Genomic DNA, 26375 nt, shown 5'->3' on the forward strand with positions numbered 1-26375 from the left:
GGGGCAAGCGTCGGGTTCATAACATGAACAATGAGCGCAGGAACACTGCGCCAGGAGGAAATGATGAAATCCCTTTTTCTATATAATTGGCAGGTACGCGATGAATGGTTTGATGTCTGCGCACAGTTGAGTCATGAAGAATTACTGAAGGAGCGAACGGGCGGAGTTGGCTCCATCCTGAAAACCTTGTTCCACATCGCTGACGTCGAGTACAGTTGGATGCTGGCTGCCGAAGGCAAGGAGGCTGCAGAACCAAAATTCGAGGATTTCGCGACCCTGAGCAAAGTCAGAGCCTTGTCCGACAGCTACGTGACAGAGCTTCGTCCGCTGATTCTGAGCCGGAGTCCTGAGCGGGACGGGGAAATCGTCAAGGCCGCCTGGCATGCCGAACCCTTGCGTTACGGAGAGGTCGCAAAGCACGTCATCGCCCATGAAATTCATCATATGGGCCAGCTGTCCGTTTGGGCCAAAGAGCTTCATGTGCCAAGGGTTTCGGCCAATTTTATCGGCCGTGGACTTGGTGAGCAGTAAAACTTGAAGGAAGGTAACCATTAGGCATGGAAATACAGATTCAACCGATGACCCGGGAAGCTGCCGCCCGGATATCGACATGGCACTATCCAGCTCCGTACGACTTCTATAGTATGGCAGCAGATGAAGAAGATATATTGGAGCTGATGAACGGGGATTATGCAGCAGCGTCGGACTCCGGCGGAAATTTGGTCGGTTTTTACTGCACGGGCAATTCAGCCCGTGTTGCCGGAGGTTATGGGGCCGGTCTATACGAAGATGATACCTGCGTTGATTACGGATTGGGCATGAATCCCGAGCTGACGGGGCAGGGTGCAGGCCTGGATTTTGTAAAAGCAGGCATGGCTTATGTTTCCGATAAGTTTCCCGGGAAGGGAATCCGCCTAGCGGTGGCCAAATTCAATCAGCGTGCTGCAAAGGTATACAGCAGGGCAGGATTCAGGGAGACCTGCGAGTTCTCCTCGATGGTGGGGGGGCGGAACGTGCTCTTTATCGGCATGGTTTACAGATTTCCCGATGATGCCCGGACAACATGATATAATAACTCCGGGGCTGACGGCCCCGGATGGAACATCGCCGGGCAGCCATGGATATGCGCCCGGAGCAATTATTAAGAAAAATCAGGTGAACAACATGCGAATTGCGCTTTTTGATTCAGGCCTCGGCGGACTGACCGTGCTGTCTGAAGCCGTAAAGCAGCTGCCCAACGAAGACTTTTTATTTTTTGCAGACACGCTTCACGTTCCTTACGGAACCAAGACAAAGGATCAGGTTCTGGATTATGTCCGCCAGTCCGTGGACATGATTCTGCAGGACGAGATCAAAGCGCTTGTCATTGCCTGCAATACGGCGACGAGCGCCGCGGCGGAGGAGCTTCGCCGGGAATACGACATTCCGATCATCGGGATGGAGCCTGCGGTTAAGCCCGCAGTTGAAATGAACCGGCTGACCGGGAAAAGGGTGCTGGTGGCGGCAACCCCGCTGACCCTGCACCAGTCTAAATACACCCAGCTCGTTTCCAGGGTGGATGACCACAGCATCGTAGACTCCCTGCCGCTCCCCGAGCTGGTCGGATACTGCGAAGCGCTGGAGTTCGACCCGGACCGGATGACACGGTATTTTCTGGATAAATTTGCCGATTACCGGCTGGAGGAATACGGAACCCTAGTGCTCGGATGCACGCATTATCCCTTCTATACCCGGATCTTGAGGCAGATTCTGCCGCCGCATATTGAGATCATTGACGGGAGCGCCGGGACGGTGCGGAGGCTGGACTATATTCTTAAGAAAACGGGAACGTCCGGAACGCAGCGCGGAGGAGATATCCGTTTTGCCTGTTCCAGCGGGGATCCAGAATATATGGCAAAAATGCATAGAGCTTACGACTATTACAGCACTCAGGTCGCCGGCTTCGAACGGGCCGCTGATCCTTCTTTCTAAAGGGAACGCTGCGTTCCGCCTAGCTCCAGTAGCCGCTGTACAACGGGTCCTTCAAGTTTTCCGCCGTGGTAGCAAATAACGGAGGATATGTCGTAGGCGGCCAGTTGGGCGATGGACTGCGTCGCAAGCGGCATATCGACGGTCGTGTCGGCATCCGGCCCATGCAGCTCTCCGTCAACGACCCGGAGGGCGTCGGCCGCGATCAGCGTCCGGGTCGGCCGATGGTATAAACTGATATGCCCGGGAGTGTGCCCCGGTGTGCCAATCACGACGATGCCGCCACAGATGGGGAGCTCTTCCCCTTCATGGATGATTGTGTCGACAGGTGACCGGGGTGGATTCTCCAGCGTAGAAATAAAGGCATTACGCCACTCAGCAGGTACTTCCGGAGGCAGAGACGCTTTGGCCCGTTCGATCGCCTCCGGGGTTACCTTGATCAAACGCTTTTCACCCTGAATATAGGGCCTTTCTTCTTGACTGGACATGACTTCGACCGGACGAGGGGCGTGCTGGCGTATGGCCGGCAGGCTGCCGATATGATCCAGATCCTGATGCGTAATGATGACATGGGTAATCGAATCGATCGATAGGCCATGGGACTTCATCGCTTCCCGCAAGAGGGGATACTGACCGGGGTAGCCGGTGTCAATCAGGAGCGTATCGTTTCCATCCGTAATGACCGCAGGGTGAACGGTGTTAACGCTGCCCATCATGACGGCGGATACGTCCAGCATTAACACGCTTGTGGCAGCTTGGTTCGTACTCATCCTTCGATTCCTCCCTAACTCCAACTCATGGATTTCAAGACAGAGTCTATATTACGGACAGGGAACTAAGTTGTCAAAATAAATATTTTATTATAACACAAAACCTTTATTTTGTCAATATATATTTTTGGTGCTATATGCAATATGGTAATCCGGCGTTTTTTGCAAAAATTTCAACATGAAGGGGGCCCAGCGATGCGTGATGTACAGTACCCTATCCTGCATACGGAAAGGCTGAGGTTGAGGCCGCTTGAGCCGGAGGACCGGGAAGACGTCTTTCGGCTGTTCTCCAACCCGGAAGTCACCCGGTTCATGGATATTGAGCCTTTGGTGAGCCTGGAGGAAGCGGACGAAATTATTGCGCTCACCCGCAGTTCCGGCTGCAGGTATGCCATATTTGACCGTGAGAACGATACGTTTATGGGCACCTGCGGATTCCATTGTTGGGTCCGGGACGGCGAGAGAGAAAGGGCGGAAATGGGCTATGATCTGTCTCCGGAGTATTGGGGCAGCGGTTATATGCCTGAGGCGCTCGAAGAATTGATGAAGGCCGGCTTTGAAGTGATGAAGCTGGATGAGATCGAAGCCCATGTGGAGCAGGATCATCCTCGATCGCAAAAGGTTCTGAGAAGGCTCGGTTTTCGGGAGAACCACCTGCGGGACGGCCACTTGGTCGTTTTCAGGGCCGGAAGAGAGGATTTTGCCGGGCGCCGCACCTTCAGGAACGCCGTAACGCTCCGGCAGTCAGGGAATGCCGAGCAGTCCAGGGGAATTTGGCTTTCCCTGCTGGCGGAACAGCCTGAGCAGCCGGAGATCTTGTATCAGACCGCATGGACCCACGACGTGCTTGGCTTGGAGAAGGAAGCCGTGCCTTATTATGAAAAGGCGATTTCGCTCGGACTGCAGGACGAAGAGCTGGCGGGGGCGATGCTTGGGCTCGGCAGTACATACCGTACGCTGGGACGATATGAGGACGCAAAGTCGCTGTTGAAGCAGGCGATGGAGAAGTTTCCCGAACGCAGGGAGTTTTCTGTTTTTTACGCCATGGCTCTTTACAATTTAGGGGAGCATGCCGCTGCAATGGAGGAGCTCCTCGGGCAGCTTGCGGAAACCAGCGCGGACAACGGGATCCAAGCGTACCGGAAGGCGATTGCCTTTTATGCCGATAAGCTGGATCAGGTGTGGGATTAGCCTTGTTAACGGCCAGCTGTGTGGGTACGAAAAGGCTGAATGCAGGAGGAATCATGAACATACAGGGTGTGAATCATTTTTGTTTTTCCGTTTCGGATCTGGATCGGTCCATCGCTTTTTACAGGGACGTTCTGGGCGCCCAGCTGCTCGTGCAGGGCCGGAAGCTGGCTTACTTTGATCTAGCCGGACTCTGGATTGCGCTGAATCAGGAGGATGCGGAGCGGGGGGATACACCATCGACGTATACTCATATCGCCTTTACGGTGAAAGATCAGGATTTCGAAGCCTGGCTGTCCCGACTGCAGAGTTACGGCGTTCGCGTACTTGAGGGCAGGCAGCGGGATGAGCGGGACAAGCTCTCGGTATATTTCCTGGACCCGGACGGGCATCGGTTTGAGCTCCATACCGGCACACTTGCGGATCGGCTCGCCTATTATCGGGAGACGAAGGGCCATATGAAGTTTTACGACAAGGAGGATGTTGGCAAATGACGACGATCGGATTTGTAAGGCACAGCATCACGGATTGGAACATCGAGCGCAGGGCGCAAGGCCAGACGGATATCCCTTTGAACGAAACCGGGCGGGCCCAGGCAAGAGCCTTGGCTGCACGGCTGAAGAAAGAGCGGTGGGACGCCGTCTATGCCAGCGATTTGTCGCGGGCGCGGGAGACCGCCGAAACGATTGCGGCCGCGCTGGGGCTCACCGTCCAGATCGATCCGCGGCTGCGGGAAATCCACTGCGGTCAGATTGAAGGGACGGTCGAGGAAGACCGGGTGCTTCGATGGGGTTATGATTGGGCTTCGCTGGATCTCGGGATCGAGACCGACGACTCGATGATTGCCAGAGGAATGGAAGCGGTCATGGACATTTGCGCCAGCCATCCTGAAGATCGCGTCCTCGTGGTAAGTCATGGGGCGCTGATCGGCACGCTGCTTCCTGTTCTGATTCCGCACACGGACACATCCGAGCATCTGCATAACACATCCATCACCGTCATCCGAAAGATCGAAGAGAGCTGGGAATGCGGGCTATTCAACTGCGTCAAGCATTTGGAGCAGCTGACGATCTGAACGAGCCTGCCTGTTAAGGATCGGTTTTAAGGCTGTGTATCTCTGAACTTAATGGAGATCAGTCTTTCGGTCACCGTGTTAAACCGGACGGTAGCGAGCACAGCTGCCGGCATGCCCTGCCGGCTAAGGAGCAGCTTGAACGTTTCTTCCGCTTCCGTCGGCGACAGATTGATGCGTCCGATATGCAGGTAATCCGTAATTTCCGAGTTGTATTTTTTCTGGGCTTCCTTCACGGCGATCAGGCCCCACTTGGCGTAGGGAGGATCAACGGAAGGGTCCGGCTCGGCAACGAGCAGCGAGAGAGACAGCGCGAGGGACAAGGCGACGGATTTGACGAATACGGCGGACATCCACTTCATAGCTCTATAGCCTCCTGAGTATTAATCTGACCGTTCACGTGCAGCGAGAAGTGCCGGCATACATAGAATTCCCATGTTTTGCAGGTCTATGAGGAATGCAGCCATGGTTTATCCGCAAGGAAATCGGCACTGTCGTGCTATATAGAGGAATCGTGCTCGTGGTTTCGGGCTCGTCCGGAAGCCTGCATTCGTCAACCCCAAGCTGGAACAAAGCTTTCCAAACATTGAAATATGAAGGCAGATGGCACCACACGGCGGAGATACAGGCATCGGAGCTGCCTTGCGAAATCAAGCCATAGATGGGATGGGATCTTATGATAACGACCGTAACGATGAACGCAGCCATTGACAAAACATACTACTTGCCGGCATTTCCGCACGGGAAGGTATCCCGGGTCAGACAATATCTGGCAGCCCCCGGGGGGAAAGGCATTAATGTGGCGAAAGTCGCCGCACAGCTCGGGGCAGAGGTTACCGCTTCGGGCATCGTCGGCGGCATGAACGGGGAAATCATCAAGAAGCAGCTGGATGATATGAGCATTGCGCATCAATTTGTCGCCGTGGAAGGGGAGTCGAGACTATGCCTCAACATCATCGATGAAGAGACCGGGTCGTCGACAGAGCTTCTGGAGCCCGGTCCGGTGGTGGATAACCGGGCACTTGACGCGATGGTGCAGACGATGTCCGCACTGGCACGTACATCGAAAGTCGTCTGCATCAGCGGCAGCCTGCCGGCCGGGGCCCCGGCCGATTATTACATCCGTCTTGTCGGCGCGGCCAAGAAGGAAGGGGCATATGTGATTCTTGACGCCAGCGGTGACGCGCTCCGATTCGGACTGCAGGCAAATCCGGATATGATCAAGCCCAACGAAGAAGAGGTTGCTGCTCTGCTTGGCACGGGCATCCGGGATGAGCAGGAGCTGCTCCGGGCGATGGAAGACTTGCTCCGCGAGTACCGGATGGAGCGCGTCTGCGTGTCGCTCGGGGGTGCCGGATCGCTGACGGTCACTTCGCAGGGACGTTATCGTGCCGTGACCCCTCCGATTCAGGTGGTCAATACGGTAGGCTGCGGTGATTCTTTTGTGGCGGGCATGGCCGTGTCGCTGCTGAAGCAGCTCCCCGCCGAGGAGGGCATCGCTATGGCCGCTGCCGCGGGGACGGCGAACGCCTTATCGGCCATGGCCGGCAGCGTCGATCCGGACACCTTCCGCCGGCTGCTTGGCCAAGTGGAGATCAGCAGAATGTAAGCTCCGAATGACAGCTTTATATTTGTGCACAGGCTGCGGTTCCTGAATCGCGGCCTGTTTGACTACATGGTGATATCAGGGAGGAATAGCCCTGCCGCAAGGCGAATCTATTAATGCGGCTTTACAGCCCATCGACTAAGATAAAGAAGGGGTGAACGGCTTGATTCAAGCATTGATTTTTGATTTTGACGGTCTCATCGTCGATACTGAAACGCCGGCCTATCACGCTTTCTGTGAGATTTACCGGGAGCATGGCACCGAACTACCGCTGGAGACGTACGCGAAGTGCGTCGGCACCAATTTCGATGTATTTAATCCGTATACGTATTTGTCCGAGTGCCTGGGCAGGGAAGTAGATCCGGCCCTCGTCAAGGAACAGGTCAATGTCATCTACCGGGAGCTGCTCAAGGATGTTGAAGTCAGACCGGGGGTTGAGGACTATTTGGCGGAGGCCAAGCGGCTCGGGCTGAAGATCGCGCTGGCATCAAGCTCTTATTACAACTGGATTGAACCATATTTCAACAAATTCGAACTGGAATCTTACTTCGACGTTATTTGTACTGCGGACCTCGTGTCCAAGGTCAAACCGGATCCCGAGCTGTACCTGCTGGCATTGCAGAAGCTGGAAGTAACCCCGGATCAGGCGGTGTCTTTTGAAGATTCGCTTAACGGCTTTATTGCAGCCAAAGGAGCAGGCGTACATACGGTGATCGTGCCTAATTCGATGACCCAGACCTTCCCTTTTGAAGGCTATGATATGATGATTCCCAGCATGTCGGAGATGAAGCTGCAGGATCTTGTCCGGGAGCTGGAAGCGTAAGGCTGCAAAAGCCCGGAAAAACCTGTACTTTTTTGCAACTTATTGATTGACGTATATTGGCAGTGCCCCTTATGATAATGAATAATCCAGTGGTTATTTAATTCTATGAAAAATATCCGGGCAGGCAGTTCATGCACCCGTGTGTCCGCTTGATACGGTATTTTTCGCACTTATTTACTTTAATGCTTTCGTATATGAAAGTGCTAAAGAAGAGAATCGGAAGGGGTTATGAACATGAAAAAGAGAAATTTGCTATTATCCGTCGTGATGTCCGCACTCCTCGTAACCATGGCGGCCGGCTGCGGAAACTCGGGCACCAAGTCCAGTGAAGCCGGGTCAGGTAGCGGGACCGGGACCGATGCAGGTAGCACAGACAAAAAGACCTACACCGTAGCCATTTCGCAAATCGTCGAGCATCCTTCCCTGGATGCCACGCGCGAGGGCTTCATCGCCGCATTGAAGGATGCGGGGATTACGGAAGGCGATAACCTGAAGATCGATTTCAACAACGCGCAGGGAGATCCGGCTAACAACCTTTCCATTGCCCAAAAGATCGCCTCCGGTAAAAATGATCTCGTTCTTGGCATTTCTACCGGTTCGGCGCAAGCCCTGGTACAGCAGGTCAAAGATACGCCGGTGCTGTTCGCGGCAGTTACCGACCCGCTGGATGCCAAGATCGTCTCGAATCTGGATCAGCCAGGGGGCAACGTAACCGGAGGCTCGGACACGAATCCGGAAGCGGTTCAACGGCTGATGGACTTCATCGCTGAGAGCTTCCCGAACGTGAAGAACGTCGGGATCGTCATTAACGAAGGCGAGCCTAACGCGATCGTGATGGCCAAAAATGCCGAGGAAACGCTGAAAAAGCATAACATCAAGCTGGTGCGCGCGGCAGTAACGAACACATCGGAAGTGAAGCAGGCTGCCGAGTCCTTGATGGGACGGGTGGATGCGCTGTTCATTACGCTGGATAACACCGTCGTTGACGGCGTGGATTCCATTATCCAGCTGGCGAACGAGAAGCACATTCCGTTCTTCTCCAGCGACCGGGATACGGTCGAGAAGGGAGCCTTTGCTACGGTCGGTTTTAAATACTATGACCATGGCTACCAGGTAGGCCAGATGGCGGTCGATATTTTGAAGAACGGCAAGAAGCCGGGCGATATGAAAGTGACGATGCAGGAGAAGCTGGACCTGATTCTGAACCTGAAGGCGGCTGAAGCGCAGGGAATCACAGTAACCGACGCCATGAAAGACAAAGTAACGGACAAAGAAAACGATATTATTCAGTAATCGAGCGATGGGGAGTGGCCGGAATCTTCGTCCACTCCCTTCGTCATAAGGGAGGCTGACACCATGCTGGATTCACTACTGGGAGCACTTGAGCTCGGGCTGCTGTACTCGCTGATGGCGCTCGGCGTATATATCACTTATCGCATTCTTGATTTTCCGGATCTGACGGTGGATGGCAGCTTCACCACCGGCGGTGGAATCGCCGCCGTGATGATTACCCACGGCTACAATCCTTGGTTGGCAAGCCTGGCGGCGTTCGGCGGCGGGCTTCTCGCGGGAATTTGTACGGGACTTCTCCATACCAAGGGGAAAATCAATGCACTGTTATCCGGTATTATCATGATGATTGCGCTGTATTCGATCAACATGCGGATTATGGGAAAACCGAACACGTCCCTGCTTGGGGAAAGCACCGTTTTTTCATCCGTGAACGCTTTCATTACGATGCCGATCGCGGTGATCCTGATTTTGCTTCTGCTGAATCTGTTCCTGCGGACCGATTTGGGGCTTGCATTACGCGCAACGGGAGATAACGCACGGATGATCCGCAGTTTCGGCGCCAACACGGATACGACGACGGTTCTCGGCGTCAGCCTGGCCAATGGACTGGTCGCCCTCTCCGGCGCACTGGTTGCCCAGCAGTCAGGATTCGCGGATATTTCCATGGGGATCGGCATGATCGTCATCGGGCTGGCTTCCGTCATTATCGGTGAGGCGATATTCGGAGCGACGAATGTGATCCATACGACCATTTCCGTCGTGCTCGGGGCGATCGTGTACCGGATCGTCGTGGCGCTCGCGCTCCGGGTGGAATGGCTCGATACGTCCGACCTGAAGCTCATCACAGCCATCATCGTGATCATCGCTTTGGTGCTTCCAACCGCAAGGCGCGCTCTTCGTCAGAAGCAGCTGGCCAAGCGCCGAACCGAAGAGCTGTCCAGCCAGCTGGGCAGCAGAACAGGCCGGACGGTTGGAGGTGATTTCTGATGCTGGAGCTGAGCAGAGTATCGAAGCTGTTTAATCCGGGCACGCCGGATGAAAAAATTGCGTTGCACGACATTTCATTGAAGCTGAATCCTGGCGACTTCGTCACGGTGATCGGAAGTAACGGGGCGGGCAAGTCCACGCTCATGAACATCATTTCCGGCGTCATGAAGCCCGACGCAGGGGATGTGCGGATCGAGGGAGCGGTGATCAGCCAGCTTCCGGAATTCCGCCGGAGCCGCTGGATCGGCCGCGTATTCCAGGATCCGATGGCGGGCACCGCTCCCCACATGACGATCGAGGAAAACCTGGCAATGGCTTATACGAGAGGCAAGCAGAGAGGACTGGGGCTGAGCATCAAGTCCGGCCGGCGGGCGATGTTCAAGGAAGAGCTGTCCAAGCTCGGCATCGGCCTGGAAGGGCGGCTGCGGGCGAAGGTCGGTTTGCTGTCCGGAGGAGAGCGTCAGGCGCTCAGCTTGTTGATGGCCACGTTCACCAAGCCGCAAATTTTGCTGCTGGATGAGCATACCGCGGCGCTGGACCCTGCAAGGGCGGAGCTGATCACGCGGCTCACCGACCGGATTGTTCGGGAGCTGAACCTGACGACCCTGATGGTCACGCACAATATGGAGCAGGCGATCCGGCTCGGCAACCGTTTGATCATGATGGACAAAGGCAGAATCATTCTGGACATCAACGAACAGCGAAAAAAGACGCTGACCGTCGAAGAGCTGCTGGCTGAATTCGAGCAAATCAGCGGACATAAGCTGTCCGACGACAGGGTTGTCCTGGGATAATATCTTTGAAGAATGAAGGGAAGAGGGCCTTCGCGGTTAAAGCCGCGGAGGCCTCTTTTTTGCTGAAGCAACGTGGAGAATCTATTGAATCCGAGCAGGAGAATCATCGATTAGACGATAATGGACACAGTTGTTATCCATACGTTTTCCATACAAATATACAAAGGACTGCTTTGGTGGATCCACTGAAAACCACCTGCAGCGGGCTTCAGCGATGCGGCCCGTCAACGGTTCATCCTGCCTCGAAGATAACTCTAGTTATTGATATTCGTTCCAACAAGTTCTAAAATACTATATTGAATGAACTGGTCACTCTATAGTTATTAGAAGAAAGAGAACACCCGTTGGATGGAGGTTTCGATTTTGTTAGGAAAGATGAGGCTCAGCATTCGGTCCAAGATTATTCTTGGATATATTTTTGTGCTCGTGTGCGTTGTGGTGTTCCTGGGAGTGATTTCGAGCCGGGTTGCTTCGCTGCAGCGGGAAACCGATTTTATCAGCCAGCATGACATCGAGGTCCATGACCTGGCCCACAACATTGAAAAGTCCTTGCTGGACATGGAGACAGGCCAGCGCGGATATATGATCACGGGAGACACGAGCTATCTGGAGCCGTACACAGCGGCCAGCTCGAAATGGGAGAGCGAGTACAACCAGCTGTATCGTTTGCTGGCGGACAACCCTGAGCAGCAGAAAAATCTGGAGGACATCAAGGCCAATATCGACCGATGGATTGAGATCGCAGGCAAGCCGTCCATTGAGATGAAGCGCAGCGGTCAGGATGCTGAAGTTCGGACATTTTTCCAACGTGACCCGGGCAAGCCGGAAATGGACGCCATGCGGGAAAAATTAACGGCGTTTTTGGACACGGAGAAAGGGCTGACGAGCGAGCGGGTGCAGACGCTTGAGGACAATAACCGCAGACTGATCACGATCATCTATCTTCTTTGGATTGTGCTCGCGGCCGTATCCATCTCAGCAGCCGTGCTGATCTCCAGAAATATCGTTACGACGATCAAGGAAGTTACGGGCACAATTCGTGACATCGCCTCAGGCGGCAATTTGAACAAGCGCATCCATACCCGCACGCGCGATGAAATCGCAGAACTCGGCAGTGCAACGAACGACCTGCTTCGGGAAGTGCAGCAGCAGAATGAAATGAAGGAGCAGATTGCCGCCACCGCTACACTGCTTCAGAACGAAGCGGGCCTGGCCAGTCTTAGCCGCGTGTTTGTCAATCGGCTCGCTTCCATTTTCCAGGTGCCTTATATCGTATTGTACGAAGCCAAGGAGGAGGAGCTGGTGCGGCTCGCTTCCTATGCAGGAGAACACGAGGGTAAGGCAGGCAAATCGGTCATCGCCTGGGGTCAGGGACTTGTCGGCCAGTGTGCCGCCGATCAGAGCATGATCACGCTGGACCGGATACCGAACAACTACATACACATCTCCTCGGGATTGGGGAGCGCCGTTCCGACCTATCTTGCTGTTGCTCCGATCGTGTTCGAGGGCAGGACGCTGGCTGTGATCGAAATTGCCGCGCTGGTGACGTTCAGCAAGCATCAATTGGACATGCTGCGGCAGCTCTTGGATACGGTTGGCGTCACGATGCACAGCGTGATCAACCGAGCGCAAATCCAGCGCTTGTATATGGAAGCCCAGACGATGAATGAAGAGCTCCAGGCCCAGTCTGAGGAGATGCAGGTGCAGACGGAAGAACTGCAGGTTCAGTCCGAAGAGCTGCAGATGCAAACCGACGAGCTCCAAAGCTTGAATGATAAACTGGAGTATCAGAAAGCTCAGGCGGAGGAAGCGGCGGCCGAGATGGAAAAATACGCGGAACAGGCGAAGCTCAGTTCCAATTATAAATCCGAGTTTTTGGCCAACATGTCGCACGAGTTGCGCACTCCGCTGAACAGCATGCTTATTCTGTCCCAGATTTTGTCGGAGAACAAGAACGGAACGCTGCTGGAGGAAGAGGTCAATTACGCCAACGTCATCCATTCCTCCGGTACGGATCTGTTGCGGCTGATCAACGATATTTTGGATTTATCCAAGGTAGAATCGGGACAGATCCAGCTGGATATCAGCTCGATCAACGCGGGTGAGCTGCCGGAGATCATGTACCGCTACTTTGCCAAAACGGCCGAGGCCAAGTCGCTGGACTTCAAAGTCGAAATCGCGCCGAACGTAGGCGAGGTCTTTTTCAGCGACGAGTTAAGACTCCATCAAATATTGCGGAACCTGTTGTCCAATGCGTTCAAATTTACCGAACGCGGGGAAGTGTCTTTAAGCATATACAAGCTCGACTCGGTTTCGACCCAGCAGTTTTACATGCCTTATGAGACATTGGCCTTCGCGGTTCGCGATACCGGAATCGGAATTACCGACGAGCAGCAGCAGGTGATCTTCGAGGCCTTTAAACAGGCGGATGGAGCAACGGCGCGGAAATATGGCGGCACAGGACTCGGACTGTCCATCTCGCTTCAATTCGCCAAACTGCTGGGAGGAGAGCTGGTCGTGGAGAGCGAACCCGGCAAAGGAAGCACGTTCACCCTTTACCTCCCTTACCAGACCGAGTATGTCGATGAGTCGCCGATGCTTGTGATGCAAGCCGAGGCAGCGGCAGCAGCAGCCATCTCCGGTCCGTCAAGTACGGCTTCGGCGCAGGCTGCGCGTCCTGCGGGAAGTCGGCTTCATGCGGAAGAGCCTGCCGCCGATCTGCCGGCCGCAGAGGATATGTTCCTGGAAGACTCGGCCTTGTTCGATGGGAAGAAAATCCTCGTTGTTGATGACGACATTCGAAACGTATATGCGCTGGCCAATGCCTTGGAGAGATATAATATGCAGGTGCTCACCGCACAGAACGGATACGAGTGCCTGGACTTGCTTCAGGCCGAACCGGATATCGATATGATTCTGATGGACATTATGATGCCGGAAATGGACGGTTACCAGACGATGCGGAATATCCGCCAGACGCTGGAGATGACCGATCTGCCGATCCTTGCGTTGACCGCCAAGGCGATGAAAGAGGATCGGGATAAGTGCTTGGCGGCCGGCGCGTCCGACTATTTGAGCAAACCGCTGAACATCAATGAAGTGATTGCCAGAATTAAAGTTTGGCTGACGAGATCGGAAATTTGATATAGTGATCGATTCAATAAAAAGCGACCCAGCGGGAAGTCTCCGGTTCGGTCGCTTTTTATTTGGTTAAACCGCCGAAATCGGAGCGTTTTTTTGAAAAACTTGCCTTGACAATAGGATGGTTAGGTGAGAAAATGTACGCGCGTACATCATTCGGAAAAGGGGGAGTTGCCATCGCATCCCGCAAAGAGGTGGCCGAACTAGCCGGGGTATCGGAAGCGACGGTGTCGCGGGTGCTCAACGGAGTCGGCCCCATGAAAGAAGAAACGAGACAACGCGTCATGGAAGCTGCCAAGAAGCTGAATTACGTTCCCAGTGCACTGGCCCGTAATTTTGCGACCAGCCGCAGCGGCAACATTGGTGTCGTTCTTCCATATGTGCCGAAGGTGCATATGTTTTCGAGCTTTTTCTTCTCGGAAATTTTAAGCGGAATCGGCAGCAAAGCGAGGGAGCTGGGTCATGATATCCTGCTGCTGTTTCAGACGCCCGGCGAGTCCATGGATTATGTCCGCTGGTTTCATGCGCATAAAATCGATACATGCATCATCCTGGGGGCGAAGGATGATCCGGAAGAACTGCTGGCCCTTCGCCGTCTCGCAGAGGAAGGACTGCCTTTCTGCCTGATCAATCAGCACTTTGAAGGCGAGCCCTTCAGTGAGGTCGATGCAGACCATGTACAGGGCAGCTATATGGCGGTCCGCCATCTGATCGAACAGGGATATCGCCGGATCGCGTTCATGAATGGGCCGCTGACCTACTCCAACAGCCGGGATCGCCTTCAAGGCTGCGAGAAAGCGCTGGCCGAGGCGGGTTTGGTGCTGGAGGAGGAACGGATCTTCCGTGGAAACTTCAGCCGCAGCAGCGGCATCACCGCTGCTTCCGAATTAATGAAGGTCATCGATCAGGTGGATGCCGTCTTTGCCGCAAACGACCGGATGGCCATCGGCTTGATGCAGGGGCTCCGGGATCTTGGGCTGTCTGAAGAGCGTTTTCCGGCCATGTTCGGCTATGACAATTCGGATGCTTCACAGGTAACGACGCCTGAACTGAGCAGCGTAAAGGTTCCTTTTTATGAAATGGGGGAAATTGCGGTCGCTGAAGTGCTGAAGCGGCTGGAGCAGGGAGCATCGGCTTCGGGTGAACCCTTTCGGATCATGCTTCCGACGGAGCTGGTCATCCGGGCATCGTCCCAGAATCTGCGGCTCTAATGAGCCAGAAAGTCCAATATACCAAAGAGATGGAGGAATTCGGATGGAAATGAAAGCGCTGCGAATTGGCATGGTAGGCTACAAATTTATGGGGAAGGCCCACAGCAATGCGTACCGGGCGCTGCCCATGTTTTTCCCGGAGGCGCCGATTCAGCCGCAGATGGCGGCGATTTGCGGCCGTGATGCCGATGCGGTTCAGCAGGCGGCCGGGCAGTACGGCTGGGCCGAAACGGAGACGGATTGGCGAAACCTGGTGGCGCGGGATGACATCGACCTGATCGACATCAACGCGCCGAGTGATGCGCATAAGGACATCGCGCTGGCTGCCGCCAAGGCAGGGAAGCATATTTTCTGCGAGAAGCCGCTGGCCCTGACGCTTGCCGACTCCCGTGAAATGCTGAAGGCTGCAGAGGAGGCGGGAGTGAAGCACATGGTCGGCTTTAACTACCGGTTCTCGCCTGCGGTCCGGCTGGCCAAAAATCTGATCGAAAGCGGCCGGCTGGGACAAATCTATCATTTCCGCGCCTGGTTTCTGCAGGACTGGATTCTGGACCCTGCCTTCCCGTTAGTATGGCGGCTGCAGAAAGATATCGCGGGTTCGGGCTCTCACGGCGATCTTGGGGCCCATCTGATCGATTTGGCCCACTACCTCGTCGGCGATATCCAGGAAGTCATCGGCATGAGCGAAACGTTTATCAAGGAGAGACCGCTCGCAGAAAATATGACCGGACTCAGCGCCAAAGGCAGTCTGGGCGGACCAATGGGCAAAGTGACCGTCGATGATGCAACCCTGTTTATGGCCCGGTTCACAGGAGGCGCGCTGGGTAGCTTTGAGGCGACCCGGTTTGCGGCGGGACACCGCAGCACGAACTCGTTCGAGATCAACGGCAGCAAAGGCAGTGTCAAGTTTGATTTTGAGCGGATGAACGAGCTGGAAGTGTACTTTACCGACGACCAGGAGGATGTGCAGGGCTTCCGCCGGGTGCTTGCGACCGACGCCGCTCACGCGTATTCGCATGCTTGGTGGCCTGCTGGACACACCATCGGCTTCGAGCACACGTTTACACATGAAATGCTGGAGCTGATGGAAGCGATTCACGAGGACAGACAGCCTTCCCCGAACTTCCACGACGGTGTGAAATGTCAGGCGGTGCTTGAGGCGGTGGAGCGTTCCGTCGAGGAGCGGCGCTGGGTGGAAATTTCGGAAATGTAAGCCAATCAGGCGAAGGTATTGAGTAACGAGTAGCGAGCATATCAAGCATAGACAAGGAGCGAGCCGCATGAAAAAAGCACTGATCGTATGGGGCGGATGGGATGGCCATGAGCCCAAGCAGGTGGCAGAGATTTTCAAAAACGTGCTGGAAGCCGAGCAGTTTGAAGTAGAAGTATCGGATACGCTGGAAGCGTTTGCCGACAAGGAGAAGCTCCTCGGTCTTGATCTGATCGTCCCTTGCTGGACGATGGGAGAAATCCGGAATGAGCTGGTGAGCAACGTGTCGGAGGCCGTGCAGAGCGGTGTGGGCCTTGCCGGCTGCCACGGCGGCATGTGCGACTCCTTCCGGACGCAGGTCGATTGGCAGTTCATGACTGGCGGACAGTGGGTCGCCCACCCGGGGAATGACGGGGTTCGATACATGGTTAACGTGACAGACGAAGAGGAAGGCTCCCTGCTGCAGGGGATCGCGGACTTCGAGGTCGCGAGCGAGCAGTATTACCTGCATGTGGATCCGGCGGTGGAAGTTCACGCCACAACCCGCTTCCCGGTCGTTCATGGCCCGCATTCGGCCAACAAACCGGTTGACATGCCGGTAGTCTGGACGAAATACTGGGGCGGTGGACGCGTCTTCTACAATTCGCTCGGGCACCATGCGGATATCGTCGACATGCCGCAGGTGAAGGAAATGATGAGACGCGGCTTCGTATGGGCCGCCGAAGGCAAAGAAGCCGGCTCCGACTGGAAGCCGGAGACAGCATATAACGGCATGGCAGACAGCCAATATTAAGGGGAGGGTTATTCTTGGAGCAGATCAAAGTAGGCATTATCGGCTGCGGGAAAATCAGCAGCATTTATATGGAAAACTGCAAAAAATTCGATGTGCTGGATTTGGTAGCTTGCGCTGACATCGATAAGGAGCGTGCCGCAGAAAAAGCAGCCGAATTCGGCATACCCAGAGTGTATTCCCCTGAAGAGCTGCTCGCGGATCCCGAAATTCAAATCGTGATCAACCTGACGATCCCTGCTGCGCATGCGTCGGTCTGCCTGCAGGCTCTTGAGGCCGGTAAGCATGTATACGTTGAAAAGCCGCTGGCCGTCACCCGTGAAGATGGACAGAAGGTGCTCCAGCTCGCCAAGGAAAAAGGCCTGCGCGTGGGCTGCGCGCCCGAAACGTTCTACGGCGCCGGAATTCAGACCTGCCTCAAAGTGATCCAGGATGGGCTGATCGGACGTCCGGTCGCTGCCACGGCATTTATGCTCGGCGGAGGTCACGAGACCTGGCATCCGGATCCCGAATTTTATTATCAGGCCGGCGGAGGACCGATGTTCGACATGGGGCCTTACTACCTGACCGCACTCGTGCAGCTGCTCGGTCCGATCAAGACCATCACGGGTATGACCGGCAAGGCGCTGGAAGAAAGAACGATCACCAGTTCCAAAAAATACGGTCAAAAAATACCGGTGGAAATCCCTACCCACGTCGCCGGGCTGATCCAGTTCGCCGAAGGTGCGATTGGAACGATCATCACCAGCTTTGACGTATTCGGCGGCAGCAATCTGCCGAACATCGAAATTTACGGTACGAAAGGAACGCTGCGTGTACCTGATCCGAACAACTTCGGCGGCAAGGTGCAGTACCGGATTGCCGGCGAAGCCGAGTGGAAGGAACAGCCCCTGCTGTTCGGCTACGCGGAGAATACCCGCGGTATCGCCGCAGCCGACATGGCGTACGCGCTGCAGAGCGGTCGTCCTCACCGGGCTTCCGGTGAGCTGGCGTACCATGTGCTGGAAGCCATGTGGGCGTTCCATGATGCTTCGGATGAGAAAAAGCATTACGAGATGCAAAGCACCTGCACGCCTCCTGCACCGATGCCTACCGGCCTTGCACCTTATACATTGGATCAATAATGAAATAGGCATGAATCATAAAGCCTCCCGTCAGCAGCTTGACTGCTGGGGAGGCTTGTTTGGTTTATACCTTTATACCGTGATCAATGAATCAGTTTGCTTTCCTTCGCTTTCTTGACGAGGCCAGCGGCAAGCTGATTGATGATCCCTTTCAGCGCAAGACCAATCACGAGCGTGATCACGACATACACGCACATGATGAGCAGATCGCTGCGAACGACGCTCCAGATCATGCCTCCCACCGCTTCGCGCATCATGCTGATGCCGTAGGTGAACGGAAGGAACGGATGGATCGCTCGGAAGAACGGCGGTGTCGTCTGAATAGGAAAGGTTCCGCCTGATCCAGCAAGCTGCAGCACCAGCAGAACGATGGCAAGCGCCTTGCCGACATTGCCGAACACGGAAACGAGGGTGTAGACGATCAGCATAAAGACAGCGCTGTTGACCAATCCGAATAAGATGAACCAGCCTTTGTCGACCACATAGGTTCCCAAGAGGAAGATATCGCCTGCCGTGACGAGGACCGATTGCAGCAGCGCCAGCGTCAGGAAGGTCAGAAACCGCCCGAAATAAATCTGGATGCTATTATAATCCGTTCCGGCTGCAGGCGAATGCACTTCCGTCGTCACCAGGGATACGAGCAGCGTCGCTCCGACCCAGAGGGCCAGCGTTGAGAAGAAGGGCGACATGGCGGATCCGTAATTCGGTATCGGAAACAGCTGATTCTCCTTCAGCACGACAGGCTCGGCGAAGAACTGTCCTTCCTGCTGGAAGTTGTTTTTCAGCAGGTCGATGACTTCCTGCAGGTTGCCCTCCGATTCGAATTTGCGCATCCGGTCCGCCAGTTCCTTGACTTTGGCTTCCACGCCCGGAAGCTCCTTCTGGATGACGGAAATGCCCTGCGTGCCGATCGCCAATCCCTTGGAAGCGTCGGACAGCACCTTCTTGACGTCCGGCAGGCTCTGAACGGCAGAATCCATCACCTTCTTCGCTTCGGCGGCGGACTTGACCGCCTTCTGCAGCCCGCTTTCGATCGCCGGCTGAATTTCGCTGTCATACCGCCCGAGGATGTCCCCTAATAGATCGGATACTTCGCCGGAGATTGTGTTCAGCTTATTCACCAGATCCATGGCCGGTTTCTCGCCTTTCTTTACCCCGCTGCGGATTTGATTGACAAGCGTCAGCTGAGACTGCATTTTGTCCCGGACCTGCTTCAGCTTGGAGCTGACGAAATCCAGTCGGCCGCCTGCGGTCTGGTTCAGCCGGTCGAACCAGCTGATCAGCGCTTCCTGCACTTCCAGGCCGGTAGTTAACCTGGAGGATATCCGGTCCAGCGCATCAAGCGCAGTCTTCGGATCGACGTCGGGATCCTTCAGCAGCGCGGTCAGCTGCTCCGTAGCCATGGAAGTCTGCTGCAGAAGCAGCAGATCCTGCTTTACGTTCGGCGCGATATCCTTGGCAGCCGTGGAAGCCTTGCCCATAAAATCGCCCAGACCAGCCGCCAACTGCTGCCCGTTCTTGGCCAGGTCGGTCACTATGGGCAGCGCCCCTTGAGCTTTGGATACCAGCTCGTTGGTCGTATGGATGTCCTGCGCCGCCGTGTTTACGGCTTGGTTGATTTCCGGGAAATTTTTCTCTAGCTCAAACACCAGCGAACGGACCTTCTCAATGGTCGGCAGCTGATTTTGCAGCTCGATGCCAAGCTCGTTGAAAATTTTAAAAATCGTGCCGTTGGCGGTTTTGACGAAATTTTTGCTGACTTCCTGGATGATGCCGCTGGCTCCGGAAGATGTAATCTTCGGGGATACCGCATTGATCTTTTCGTTCACATAATACAAAATTTCGGCGTGGGTCGGGTTGTCCGACAGCACCGTGGCAATCGAGGCCGAAAAATTGTCCGGGATGATGATGCTCGCATAGTAATCCCCGTGCCGAACGCCTCTCATGGCGTCCGCCTCGGAGACGAACCTCCAGCCCAGCTTATGATTGTCCTTCAGCGAGGCGACGACCTCCTTGCCGAGATTCAGCGACTGTCCCTTCATCGTCGTCCCTTTGTCGTTGTTCGCGACGGCAATCGCAATATCACCGGTATTGCCGTAGGGATCCCAGGATGCCTTGATGTTGAACCAGGCGTACAGGGAAGGAAGCATAACAAGACCGGCGATGATGACGAGCGCGGCCCAGTTCGTGACAATGTTTTTCACATCTCTGCCGTAGATGGACAAGATTTTACTCATGAGAACACCTGCCTCAATCATACCATTTTGGTTAGTATTTCATTTGAGGAAGGGCGTCATACCGAAGAACCTGAATCCCGCCTTACCAGCCCATCCGTTCTTTGAGGGTCGTGATGTGCGCAAGATGGTGGTTGCCATGCCAAGCATACGTGCATAGATGCTCGTTCAAATTGGTTTCTCCGTTTGCCGGATGGTTGTATGTTCTGAGCCACTGGTCGCTGTTCAAGCTTTCCAGAACAAGCACAAACCGTTCATGCAGCGCCTCCAGCAGATTCAGGGAAATCTCCGGATCAGGCAGCGCGGAATCCGCAAGTTCAGCCCATAATTGCTCCTCATAAGGTTTTATCACCGGATTATCCTCGGTTAAAGCAAGTTTAAGCCGAATCAGGCTGTTCATGTGGCTGTCTCCGACATGGTGCACGACTTGACGGACGGTCCAGCCGCCCGGCCGATAAGGCGTGTCCAGCTGTTCTTTGGACCATCCGCTGACGGCTTGCCGCAGTTTCGAAGGCAGGCTGCGGATTTCGCCGATTAATGCTGTACGCTCATCTCCAGTCAGTTCTTTTTTCGTTACGCAAAGTCCGATAGGATATTTCAAATCATCGGTCATAGCTAACTCCTCCGTTTGCTCAGTAATATGTGTACGGGAAACCATTGCATTCCAATATGATATAAGCGGTTTCCCTTGTAACCTTTTCGCTAAGGGTTCCTTACGTTCCTTCAAGCCGGCTTTATGTATGCGCGGAAATGATCTCGCTGAATTTGATCCACAGCCATTCGTCTTCAGCTCTAAACTTGATCTCTTCCAGATAGGTGTTAATCACGGTGACGAAGCCCCGGATTTCTTGTTCGGGTCCGGCACCGGCAAGGTGCAGGGTTACTTTCAGGTGACGGCGGAGGGATTCCTCCAGCAAGCGGCTGGTCTGTGTCCAAGCAGCCTCTTTCATGGTAGAATTGAAACTCGCCGACGGTTCACAGGTTCGGTTAATCATCATTTCACCTCATTTATTAAAAGAGCTATGCATTGTATTATAGGCGAATATATGTTCGGATTCAACCGCGATTGTTCAGAAAAATAAAGCTGTTTGGAGGAAAGCATATGGAGACCGACCGAATGATTATGGAAGCAAGGGAATACGTGAAGGATCGTTTAAAGTCTGAGCCGTCCGGCCACGACTGGTGGCATATTTACCGGGTGGCGGAGTGGGCGAAGAGGCTGGCGGAGCAGGAAGGTGCCGACCCGGTCGTCTGCGAGCTGGCGGCCCTTTTTCATGACCTGGCCGACGAGAAAATCGTAGCTTCGAAAGAGGAGGGCATGGCAGCTATTTCCTCTTGGCTCACGGAACATGGGGCGGATGCAGCGCTCGTGGATCATGTGCTGGAGATCATCGGGACCATGTCTTATGGCGGCGGAGGCGGCAGGCCTATGTCGACTTTGGAGGGGCGGGTCGTGCAGGACGCAGATCGTCTGGACGCCATCGGAGCGATCGGTATTGCCCGCACGTTTGCCTTTGGCGGATCAAGGGGAAGACTCATGTATGACCCCGCCGAGCCGCCGCGGAATAATATGACCCAGGAGGAGTACCGCAGCCGGCAGGGGACGACGGTGAACCATTTTTACGAGAAGCTGCTGAAGCTGAAAGATCTGATGAATACGCCGGCGGCCCAGCGGGAGGCTGCTGCCCGCCATGCATTTATGGAGCAGTTTCTTGCGCAATTCCAACGTGAATGGCCCGGGGAGGAAGCGCCAAAAAAGGGGCGCGTTTAAACGCCCCTCAAGGAATGTTGTACTCTACCAGCTCCGATACGGTAACGAAGCGATATCCGCGCTTCTGCAGTTCAGGCAGGATTTGTTTTAACGCGTCGACCGTTTGGGACTTGCCCTCCACGTGGTCGTGCATCAGGACGATGTCGCCGTTGCGCGCGTTGTTCAGCACCTTGTTCACGATCTTGGCGACGCCCGGCCGGTTCCAGTCCCAGGTGTCCTGATGCCAGGACCACATAACGACGAGATAACCCTCCTTCTTGCAAATTTGGATCATACGGTCGTTATAATATCCTCCGGGAGGGCGAAACAGGTAGGTTTTTTTACCGGTAACCTGGTATATGGCTTCCTGGGTTTCCCGCAGCTCCCGCACGATGACCTCCGGTGAGCTTCGGCGGTTAAAATACATATGGTCGAAGGTGTGGTTGGCAAGCTCATGGCCTTCGGCCACCTGCCGCTTGGCCAGCTCCGGGTGCTCCTGAACCTGTTTGCCGACGACAAAAAACGTTGCCTTTGCGTGATACTGCTTCAGCAGGTCGAGAATCTGCGGCGTATCCTCAGGATCCGGCCCGTCATCGAAGGTCAGTGCTATAATCTTTTCCCGGTTCGGAATCTCCCAGATGACGTCTCCCCTTTGTTCATAGTACTCTCTGCCTTGGTTTACGGGAGAAGCCCCCGCCGCCGGAGCAGCCGTCACCGAAATTGTCAAAAGCAGCATGGATAGCGTTGCATAAAGCCTTGTGCGCATAAGGTCCTCCCGGTTGTTCGTTGTCGATGCTTCCATCCAAACGTCCAAACAAAGACAAGTTCGCTTCGTAGTATGTGACACGAACCGTTCTAACATACGCCGGGCGGGCCGTGATACAATAGAGACAAGTCTGAATATGCCGGGAGTGCCCGGGGAAGGTGCGGATCAAGGCATGTCCTATAAACAAATCAAGTGGATGATTTTGATTATTCCTACACTGGCCGTAGGGATATGGGAATATGCGAGGCATGCGTTTCTGATGCCTTATATATCGATGAAGGTGGGTAATTTTCTTACGCCGGTGTTTCTGTTCTTTATTAGCATGACCCTGCTCAGCATGCTGTTCCGGAGGCTGGAACAGGTGCAGGAGGAGCTGAACCGGGAGCGGGCGGAAAAAGCAGCGCTGGAAGAACGGGATCTGCTTGCCAGGGAACTGCATGACGGCATCGCGCAGTCCCTGTTTCTGCTGTCGGTCAAGATGGACCGGGCGGAGTCGCGCGGCCGGGGAGCCCGGGAATCGGCGGACTTCCAGGAGCTGCGCAAATCGGTTCATGAGGTGAACCGGTACGTGCGGCAGGCGATCGCCAATCTTCGCTATCCGGAATCGCCGGAGGAGCGGGAATATCAGGCTTCGATGCGTTCAAGGATCGAACATACAGCCAAGGAAACGCTGATCCAGCCCTGGATCGAATGGTCCATTCCGGATGCGGCCCTGAGCGCCAAGGAAAAAGTGGAGCTTCTGGCCTGCATCCGGGAAGCGCTGCTGAACATTCACAAGCATGCCCATGCCACCAAGGTGACGATCAAAGGCACGCTGGACGGCAGGGGCTGGACGGTTTTCGTCGATGACAACGGGCGGGGGATTCATACGGATCCATTTCATTTGAAGGACCGGTACGGCCTTCGGATCATGAAGGAGCGCGCCGAGGAGCTTGGCTGGAAAATGCTGATTCTGCCGATGCAGCGGGGCAGCCGGGTGGAGATCAGAAAGGAGGCCCATAACCATTGAATACGTTCAGAGTGCTGGTTGCCGATGACTCCGCTCATGCGCGCGAAGCGGTGACCGAAATCCTGTCGGCTGACCCGGCGTTTGAAGTGATCGGCATGGCCCACAGCGGCGAGGAAGCCGTAAGTATGACCGAGTTATTGATGCCCGACCTGATCCTGATGGACATCCAAATGCAGGGCATTGGCGGGTTGGAGGCGACAAGGCAGATCAAGCTGCAGTATCCTTACGTCAAAATCGTTATGATCACGGTGTCGGACGATGTGACGCATTTGTTCGAGGCGTTAAAGCAGGGAGCGCAGGGCTATCTGCTCAAAAATTTATCCCCGTCGACATGGCTTGAGTATTTACGGGGGATCATGAGCGACGAAGCGCCGCTCAGCCGGGAACTTGCCACGCAAATTTTAAGGGAATTTCCGCTTGCCCCCAAGAGTCCGGAGCATCATGAGACATTGACCGCGCGGGAGCGCGAAATTTTAAATTGGGTGGCTTCGGGGCTTACCAACAAGGAAATTGCCGCCGAGCTCAAAATTTCTGACCAGACGGTTAAAAACCACCTGAAAAACATATTGCAGAAGCTTCATTTGGAGAACCGGGTCCAGCTGACGCGTTATGCCTTGGAGAAAGGACTAGTAAGCCGGCGGCAAGGGTTATTCCAGAAATTGAAAAAAGAGTAGTTGCCGTTTTTAAGCAGCGCAGGGTGTAAACCCTGCGTTTTTTTGTGCTTGCATGGAAACCGACTTGGATGAAATTACCCTGAATTGGAAAGTATAAGCATCATAAATGGACAAGGTGGAGACCCGGATGGTCGGCAAAAAGAAATCCCGCAATGCTTCAACACAACAGCAGCCTTCAAACCGGGCTGGGAAGAACGGCGCACCGTATCAGGAATCCGCGGGGACGGATCCGGCAGAGCTGCACCCGGACAGGCTGTCCTCTGATTTAAAAAGCAATCTGGATCGTTTGAAAAGGGACATGGGAGGAAGCGGTGATATAGTCATCCGTGAAATCCTTGCCCGGAACTTCGGCAGGAAAGTTGCTTTTGTATATGTTGACGGTCTGGTAGACCCGACATCGGTTTCGGAGTTTGCGATTGAAACTGTCTTGAACGAAATCAAGCAGTTCGCATCGGAAGCAGAGCTTGTAGAAGCATGGGAATTGGAGCGGGATGCGGAGGAAGGACGAAAAGAAGGCGAAGCCCGATACGAGGCCGAAGACGAGCTCGGAGAAGATTCTCATGGAGGGTATAGAGGCATAACGTCAGAAGAAGACAGGAAATTTTTGCAGCAGTTCAAGGAAAAGGCGCTGGCCGCCGGTGAGATTTACCAGATCTCTGATTGGAGCAAGCTGTACCTGCATCTGCTGTCCGGAGATACGCTGCTTTTTATCGATCGGATTGGCAGTGCGGTTATCGCCAGCACCAAAGGCGGAGAACGGCGAAGCGTCACTGAGCCGGAGTCGCAGACAGTCATCCGAGGCCCGCGCGAAGGCTTTACGGAATCGCTTCGAACGAACACGGCGCTGCTCAGAAGGAAAATCAAAAGTCCGAATCTGTGGCTGGAAGAAATGCAGCTGGGGAGAGTGACGCAAACCGACGTAGGCATCATGTATATTCACGGTATCGTTGACGAAAAAAATGTGGACGAGGTCCGGAAACGTCTCTCGGTCATTGATATCGACGGCGTCCTGGAGTCGGGGTATATTGAGGAGCTTCTCGAAAATACGAATAAGACGATTTTTCCAACCATCTATCACAGCGAACGTCCTGACGTGATCGCCGCAAGCCTGCTGGAAGGCCGGATAGCGATCCTGGTTGACGGAACCCCGTTTGTTCTGCTGCTTCCTTCCACCTTTAATATGTTCTTTCAGGCGGCGGAAGACTATTACAACCGGTTTGATGTGGGGAGTTTAATTCGGTTTCTGCGATACTTCTCGTTTCTCATCGGCCTGCTGCTGCCTTCCTTTTATGTGGCCATCATCGGATTTCACCAAGAGATGATTCCGACTTCCTGGCTGCTGAAGCTGGCAGTGCAGCGGGAGGGGGTTCCTTTTCCCGCCTTTGTCGAGGCCTTTATCATGGAAACGGTTTTTGAAATTTTGCGGGAAGCCGGTGTGCGGATGCCCCGGTCCGTCGGGAACACCATTTCGATCGTGGGGGGCCTGGTACTGGGGCAGGCCGCAGTCGAAGCCGGGATCGTCTCCCCGGTCGTCGTTATCGTCGTATCGCTGACGGCCATTGCGAGTTTCGTGTCCCCGGCCTATAACATCGGGATTGCCGCACGGATGCTCCGTTTTGTCATGCTGATTGCGGCATCGATGTTTGGTATCTACGGGATTGCCTGTATGCTGCTGATCCTTGTTCTGCATCTATGCAGCCTTAAGTCTCTGAATGTTCCTTATATGGCTCCGTATGCGCCGATGATCTATCCGGATATGAAAGATTCAATGCTGCGCATGCCTCAGGATTATATGAAGAAGAGACCTAAGCTGATCAGCAGGAATAACCCGGTCCGGTTCCGGGAAGGCGCGATGGGCAATCAACAGGCGGACAGGGACGAGAATGAGCCGCATCAAACACAGGATCCGAGCGAAGTGTAACCGGATATGATGTGAAGCGTCAAAATGTATTCGAGATTTGGCCA

General features: G+C 54.6%; 27 protein-coding genes. 21 read left to right on the plus strand and 6 right to left on the minus strand.

Annotated elements, in window-relative coordinates; genetic code table 11:
* Window positions 1-63 precede the first annotated feature (63 nt).
* From BCV73_RS07595 to murI, 3 genes are all read left to right on the plus strand, one after another.
* Complete coding sequence (locus BCV73_RS07595; RefSeq protein WP_076167774.1) at window positions 64-531, plus strand: DinB family protein; 468 nt, start codon at window positions 64-66, stop codon at window positions 529-531.
* A gap of 26 nt (window positions 532-557) precedes the next feature.
* Window positions 558-1067: a GNAT family N-acetyltransferase gene (locus BCV73_RS07600; protein WP_089546628.1), complete on the plus strand. Its 510-nt coding sequence runs from the start codon at window positions 558-560 to the stop codon at window positions 1065-1067.
* A gap of 97 nt (window positions 1068-1164) precedes the next feature.
* Window positions 1165-1971: a glutamate racemase gene (murI, locus tag BCV73_RS07605; RefSeq protein WP_076167769.1), complete on the plus strand. Its 807-nt coding sequence runs from the start codon at window positions 1165-1167 to the stop codon at window positions 1969-1971.
* Here the strand turns inward: murI and BCV73_RS07610 are convergent.
* Window positions 1968-2738 carry an MBL fold metallo-hydrolase gene (locus tag BCV73_RS07610; protein ID WP_256992768.1) on the minus strand — a complete coding sequence of 257 codons (771 nt, stop codon included), beginning with the start codon at window positions 2736-2738 and terminating at the stop codon, window positions 1968-1970. The two genes, murI and BCV73_RS07610, sit on opposite strands and share 4 nt — an antisense overlap.
* Window positions 2739-2933: 195 nt before the next feature.
* On the opposite strand from BCV73_RS07610, the gene BCV73_RS36120 reads away from it, so the two are divergent.
* The 3 genes from BCV73_RS36120 to BCV73_RS07625 are packed head-to-tail and all read left to right on the plus strand — an operon-like array spanning window position 2934 to window position 5001.
* Window positions 2934-3929 carry a tetratricopeptide repeat protein gene (locus tag BCV73_RS36120; protein WP_343219886.1) on the plus strand — a complete coding sequence of 332 codons (996 nt, stop codon included), beginning with the start codon at window positions 2934-2936 and terminating at the stop codon, window positions 3927-3929.
* A 53-nt stretch (window positions 3930-3982) separates the two neighbouring features.
* Window positions 3983-4420 carry a metallothiol transferase FosB gene (gene fosB, locus BCV73_RS07620; protein WP_089546629.1) on the plus strand — a complete coding sequence of 146 codons (438 nt, stop codon included), beginning with the start codon at window positions 3983-3985 and terminating at the stop codon, window positions 4418-4420.
* Window positions 4417-5001 carry a histidine phosphatase family protein gene (locus tag BCV73_RS07625; RefSeq protein WP_089546630.1) on the plus strand — a complete coding sequence of 195 codons (585 nt, stop codon included), beginning with the start codon at window positions 4417-4419 and terminating at the stop codon, window positions 4999-5001. The genes fosB and BCV73_RS07625 overlap by 4 nt, the downstream gene beginning before the upstream one ends.
* Before the next feature lie 26 nt (window positions 5002-5027).
* Here BCV73_RS07625 and BCV73_RS07630 read toward each other — a convergent pair whose 3' ends face one another.
* On the minus strand, window positions 5028-5360 hold the full coding sequence (locus tag BCV73_RS07630) for a DUF3889 domain-containing protein (protein ID WP_076167758.1): 333 nt from the start codon (window positions 5358-5360) through the stop codon (window positions 5028-5030).
* Window positions 5361-5455: 95 nt separating this feature from the next.
* On the opposite strand from BCV73_RS07630, the gene BCV73_RS07635 reads away from it, so the two are divergent.
* The 11 genes from BCV73_RS07635 to BCV73_RS07685 all read left to right on the plus strand — a co-directional run bounded on the left by BCV73_RS07635 (window position 5456) and on the right by BCV73_RS07685 (window position 17977).
* A complete protein-coding gene (locus tag BCV73_RS07635; RefSeq protein ID WP_089546631.1) occupies window positions 5456-5659 on the plus strand; it encodes a hypothetical protein in 204 nt (67 codons plus the stop codon).
* Between the two features lie 15 nt (window positions 5660-5674).
* Entirely contained in the window at window positions 5675-6607 is a 933-nt protein-coding gene (pfkB, locus tag BCV73_RS07640; protein ID WP_076167753.1) for a 1-phosphofructokinase, read from the plus strand.
* Between the two features lie 160 nt (window positions 6608-6767).
* Window positions 6768-7427, plus strand: a complete 660-nt coding sequence (locus BCV73_RS07645; protein WP_084203755.1) for an HAD family hydrolase — start codon at window positions 6768-6770, stop codon at window positions 7425-7427.
* A 234-nt stretch (window positions 7428-7661) separates the two neighbouring features.
* Window positions 7662-8720, plus strand: a complete 1059-nt coding sequence (locus BCV73_RS07650; protein ID WP_089546632.1) for an ABC transporter substrate-binding protein — start codon at window positions 7662-7664, stop codon at window positions 8718-8720.
* A 63-nt stretch (window positions 8721-8783) separates the two neighbouring features.
* Window positions 8784-9707 carry an ABC transporter permease gene (locus BCV73_RS07655; RefSeq protein ID WP_076167748.1) on the plus strand — a complete coding sequence of 308 codons (924 nt, stop codon included), beginning with the start codon at window positions 8784-8786 and terminating at the stop codon, window positions 9705-9707.
* Complete coding sequence (locus tag BCV73_RS07660; protein WP_076167745.1) at window positions 9707-10501, plus strand: ABC transporter ATP-binding protein; 795 nt, start codon at window positions 9707-9709, stop codon at window positions 10499-10501. The genes BCV73_RS07655 and BCV73_RS07660 overlap by 1 nt, the downstream gene beginning before the upstream one ends.
* Before the next feature lie 363 nt (window positions 10502-10864).
* Entirely contained in the window at window positions 10865-13645 is a 2781-nt protein-coding gene (locus BCV73_RS07665; protein WP_089550147.1) for a CHASE3 domain-containing protein, read from the plus strand.
* Window positions 13646-13779: 134 nt separating this feature from the next.
* On the plus strand, window positions 13780-14853 hold the full coding sequence (locus BCV73_RS07670) for a LacI family DNA-binding transcriptional regulator (protein ID WP_089546633.1): 1074 nt from the start codon (window positions 13780-13782) through the stop codon (window positions 14851-14853).
* A gap of 49 nt (window positions 14854-14902) precedes the next feature.
* Window positions 14903-16066 carry a Gfo/Idh/MocA family protein gene (locus BCV73_RS07675; RefSeq protein WP_076169501.1) on the plus strand — a complete coding sequence of 388 codons (1164 nt, stop codon included), beginning with the start codon at window positions 14903-14905 and terminating at the stop codon, window positions 16064-16066.
* 67 nt (window positions 16067-16133) lie between these two features.
* Window positions 16134-16856, plus strand: coding sequence for a ThuA domain-containing protein (locus BCV73_RS07680; protein ID WP_076167741.1), 723 nt, complete (start codon window positions 16134-16136; stop codon window positions 16854-16856).
* A 14-nt stretch (window positions 16857-16870) separates the two neighbouring features.
* Window positions 16871-17977, plus strand: coding sequence for a Gfo/Idh/MocA family protein (locus tag BCV73_RS07685; RefSeq protein WP_076167738.1), 1107 nt, complete (start codon window positions 16871-16873; stop codon window positions 17975-17977).
* 83 nt (window positions 17978-18060) lie between these two features.
* On the opposite strand, the gene BCV73_RS07690 is transcribed toward BCV73_RS07685, so the two are convergent.
* The 3 genes from BCV73_RS07690 to BCV73_RS07700 form a co-directional block, all read right to left on the minus strand.
* Window positions 18061-20214, minus strand: a complete 2154-nt coding sequence (locus BCV73_RS07690) for a YhgE/Pip domain-containing protein (RefSeq protein WP_089546634.1) — start codon at window positions 20212-20214, stop codon at window positions 18061-18063.
* 82 nt (window positions 20215-20296) lie between these two features.
* Window positions 20297-20824, minus strand: coding sequence for a YfiT family bacillithiol transferase (locus BCV73_RS07695; protein WP_089546635.1), 528 nt, complete (start codon window positions 20822-20824; stop codon window positions 20297-20299).
* Window positions 20825-20945: 121 nt separating this feature from the next.
* Window positions 20946-21206, minus strand: a complete 261-nt coding sequence (locus BCV73_RS07700) for a YolD-like family protein (RefSeq protein WP_218828112.1) — start codon at window positions 21204-21206, stop codon at window positions 20946-20948.
* A 107-nt stretch (window positions 21207-21313) separates the two neighbouring features.
* On the opposite strand from BCV73_RS07700, the gene BCV73_RS07705 reads away from it, so the two are divergent.
* Window positions 21314-21982, plus strand: coding sequence for an HD domain-containing protein (locus tag BCV73_RS07705; RefSeq protein ID WP_089546637.1), 669 nt, complete (start codon window positions 21314-21316; stop codon window positions 21980-21982).
* 7 nt (window positions 21983-21989) lie between these two features.
* Here BCV73_RS07705 and BCV73_RS07710 read toward each other — a convergent pair whose 3' ends face one another.
* The gene (locus BCV73_RS07710; protein WP_089546638.1) at window positions 21990-22727 is read right to left on the minus strand and encodes a polysaccharide deacetylase family protein; all 738 of its coding nucleotides are present in this window, start codon (window positions 22725-22727) and stop codon (window positions 21990-21992) included.
* Between the two features lie 172 nt (window positions 22728-22899).
* Between BCV73_RS07710 and BCV73_RS07715 the strand changes: the two genes are divergently transcribed.
* The 3 genes from BCV73_RS07715 to BCV73_RS07725 all read left to right on the plus strand — a co-directional run bounded on the left by BCV73_RS07715 (window position 22900) and on the right by BCV73_RS07725 (window position 26331).
* Window positions 22900-23736, plus strand: coding sequence for a sensor histidine kinase (locus tag BCV73_RS07715; protein ID WP_076169499.1), 837 nt, complete (start codon window positions 22900-22902; stop codon window positions 23734-23736).
* The gene (locus tag BCV73_RS07720; RefSeq protein WP_089546639.1) at window positions 23733-24410 is read left to right on the plus strand and encodes a response regulator; all 678 of its coding nucleotides are present in this window, start codon (window positions 23733-23735) and stop codon (window positions 24408-24410) included. Before BCV73_RS07715 ends, BCV73_RS07720 begins: the two co-directional genes overlap by 4 nt.
* 106 nt (window positions 24411-24516) lie before the next feature.
* Window positions 24517-26331, plus strand: coding sequence for a spore germination protein (locus BCV73_RS07725; protein ID WP_256992769.1), 1815 nt, complete (start codon window positions 24517-24519; stop codon window positions 26329-26331).
* The last annotated feature ends 44 nt before the right edge of the window (window positions 26332-26375 follow it).

It is taken from the genome of Paenibacillus sp. SSG-1, from assembly GCF_002224835.1.
In the GTDB taxonomy this organism is placed as follows: Bacteria; Bacillota; Bacilli; order Paenibacillales; family Paenibacillaceae; genus Paenibacillus_AQ; species Paenibacillus_AQ favisporus.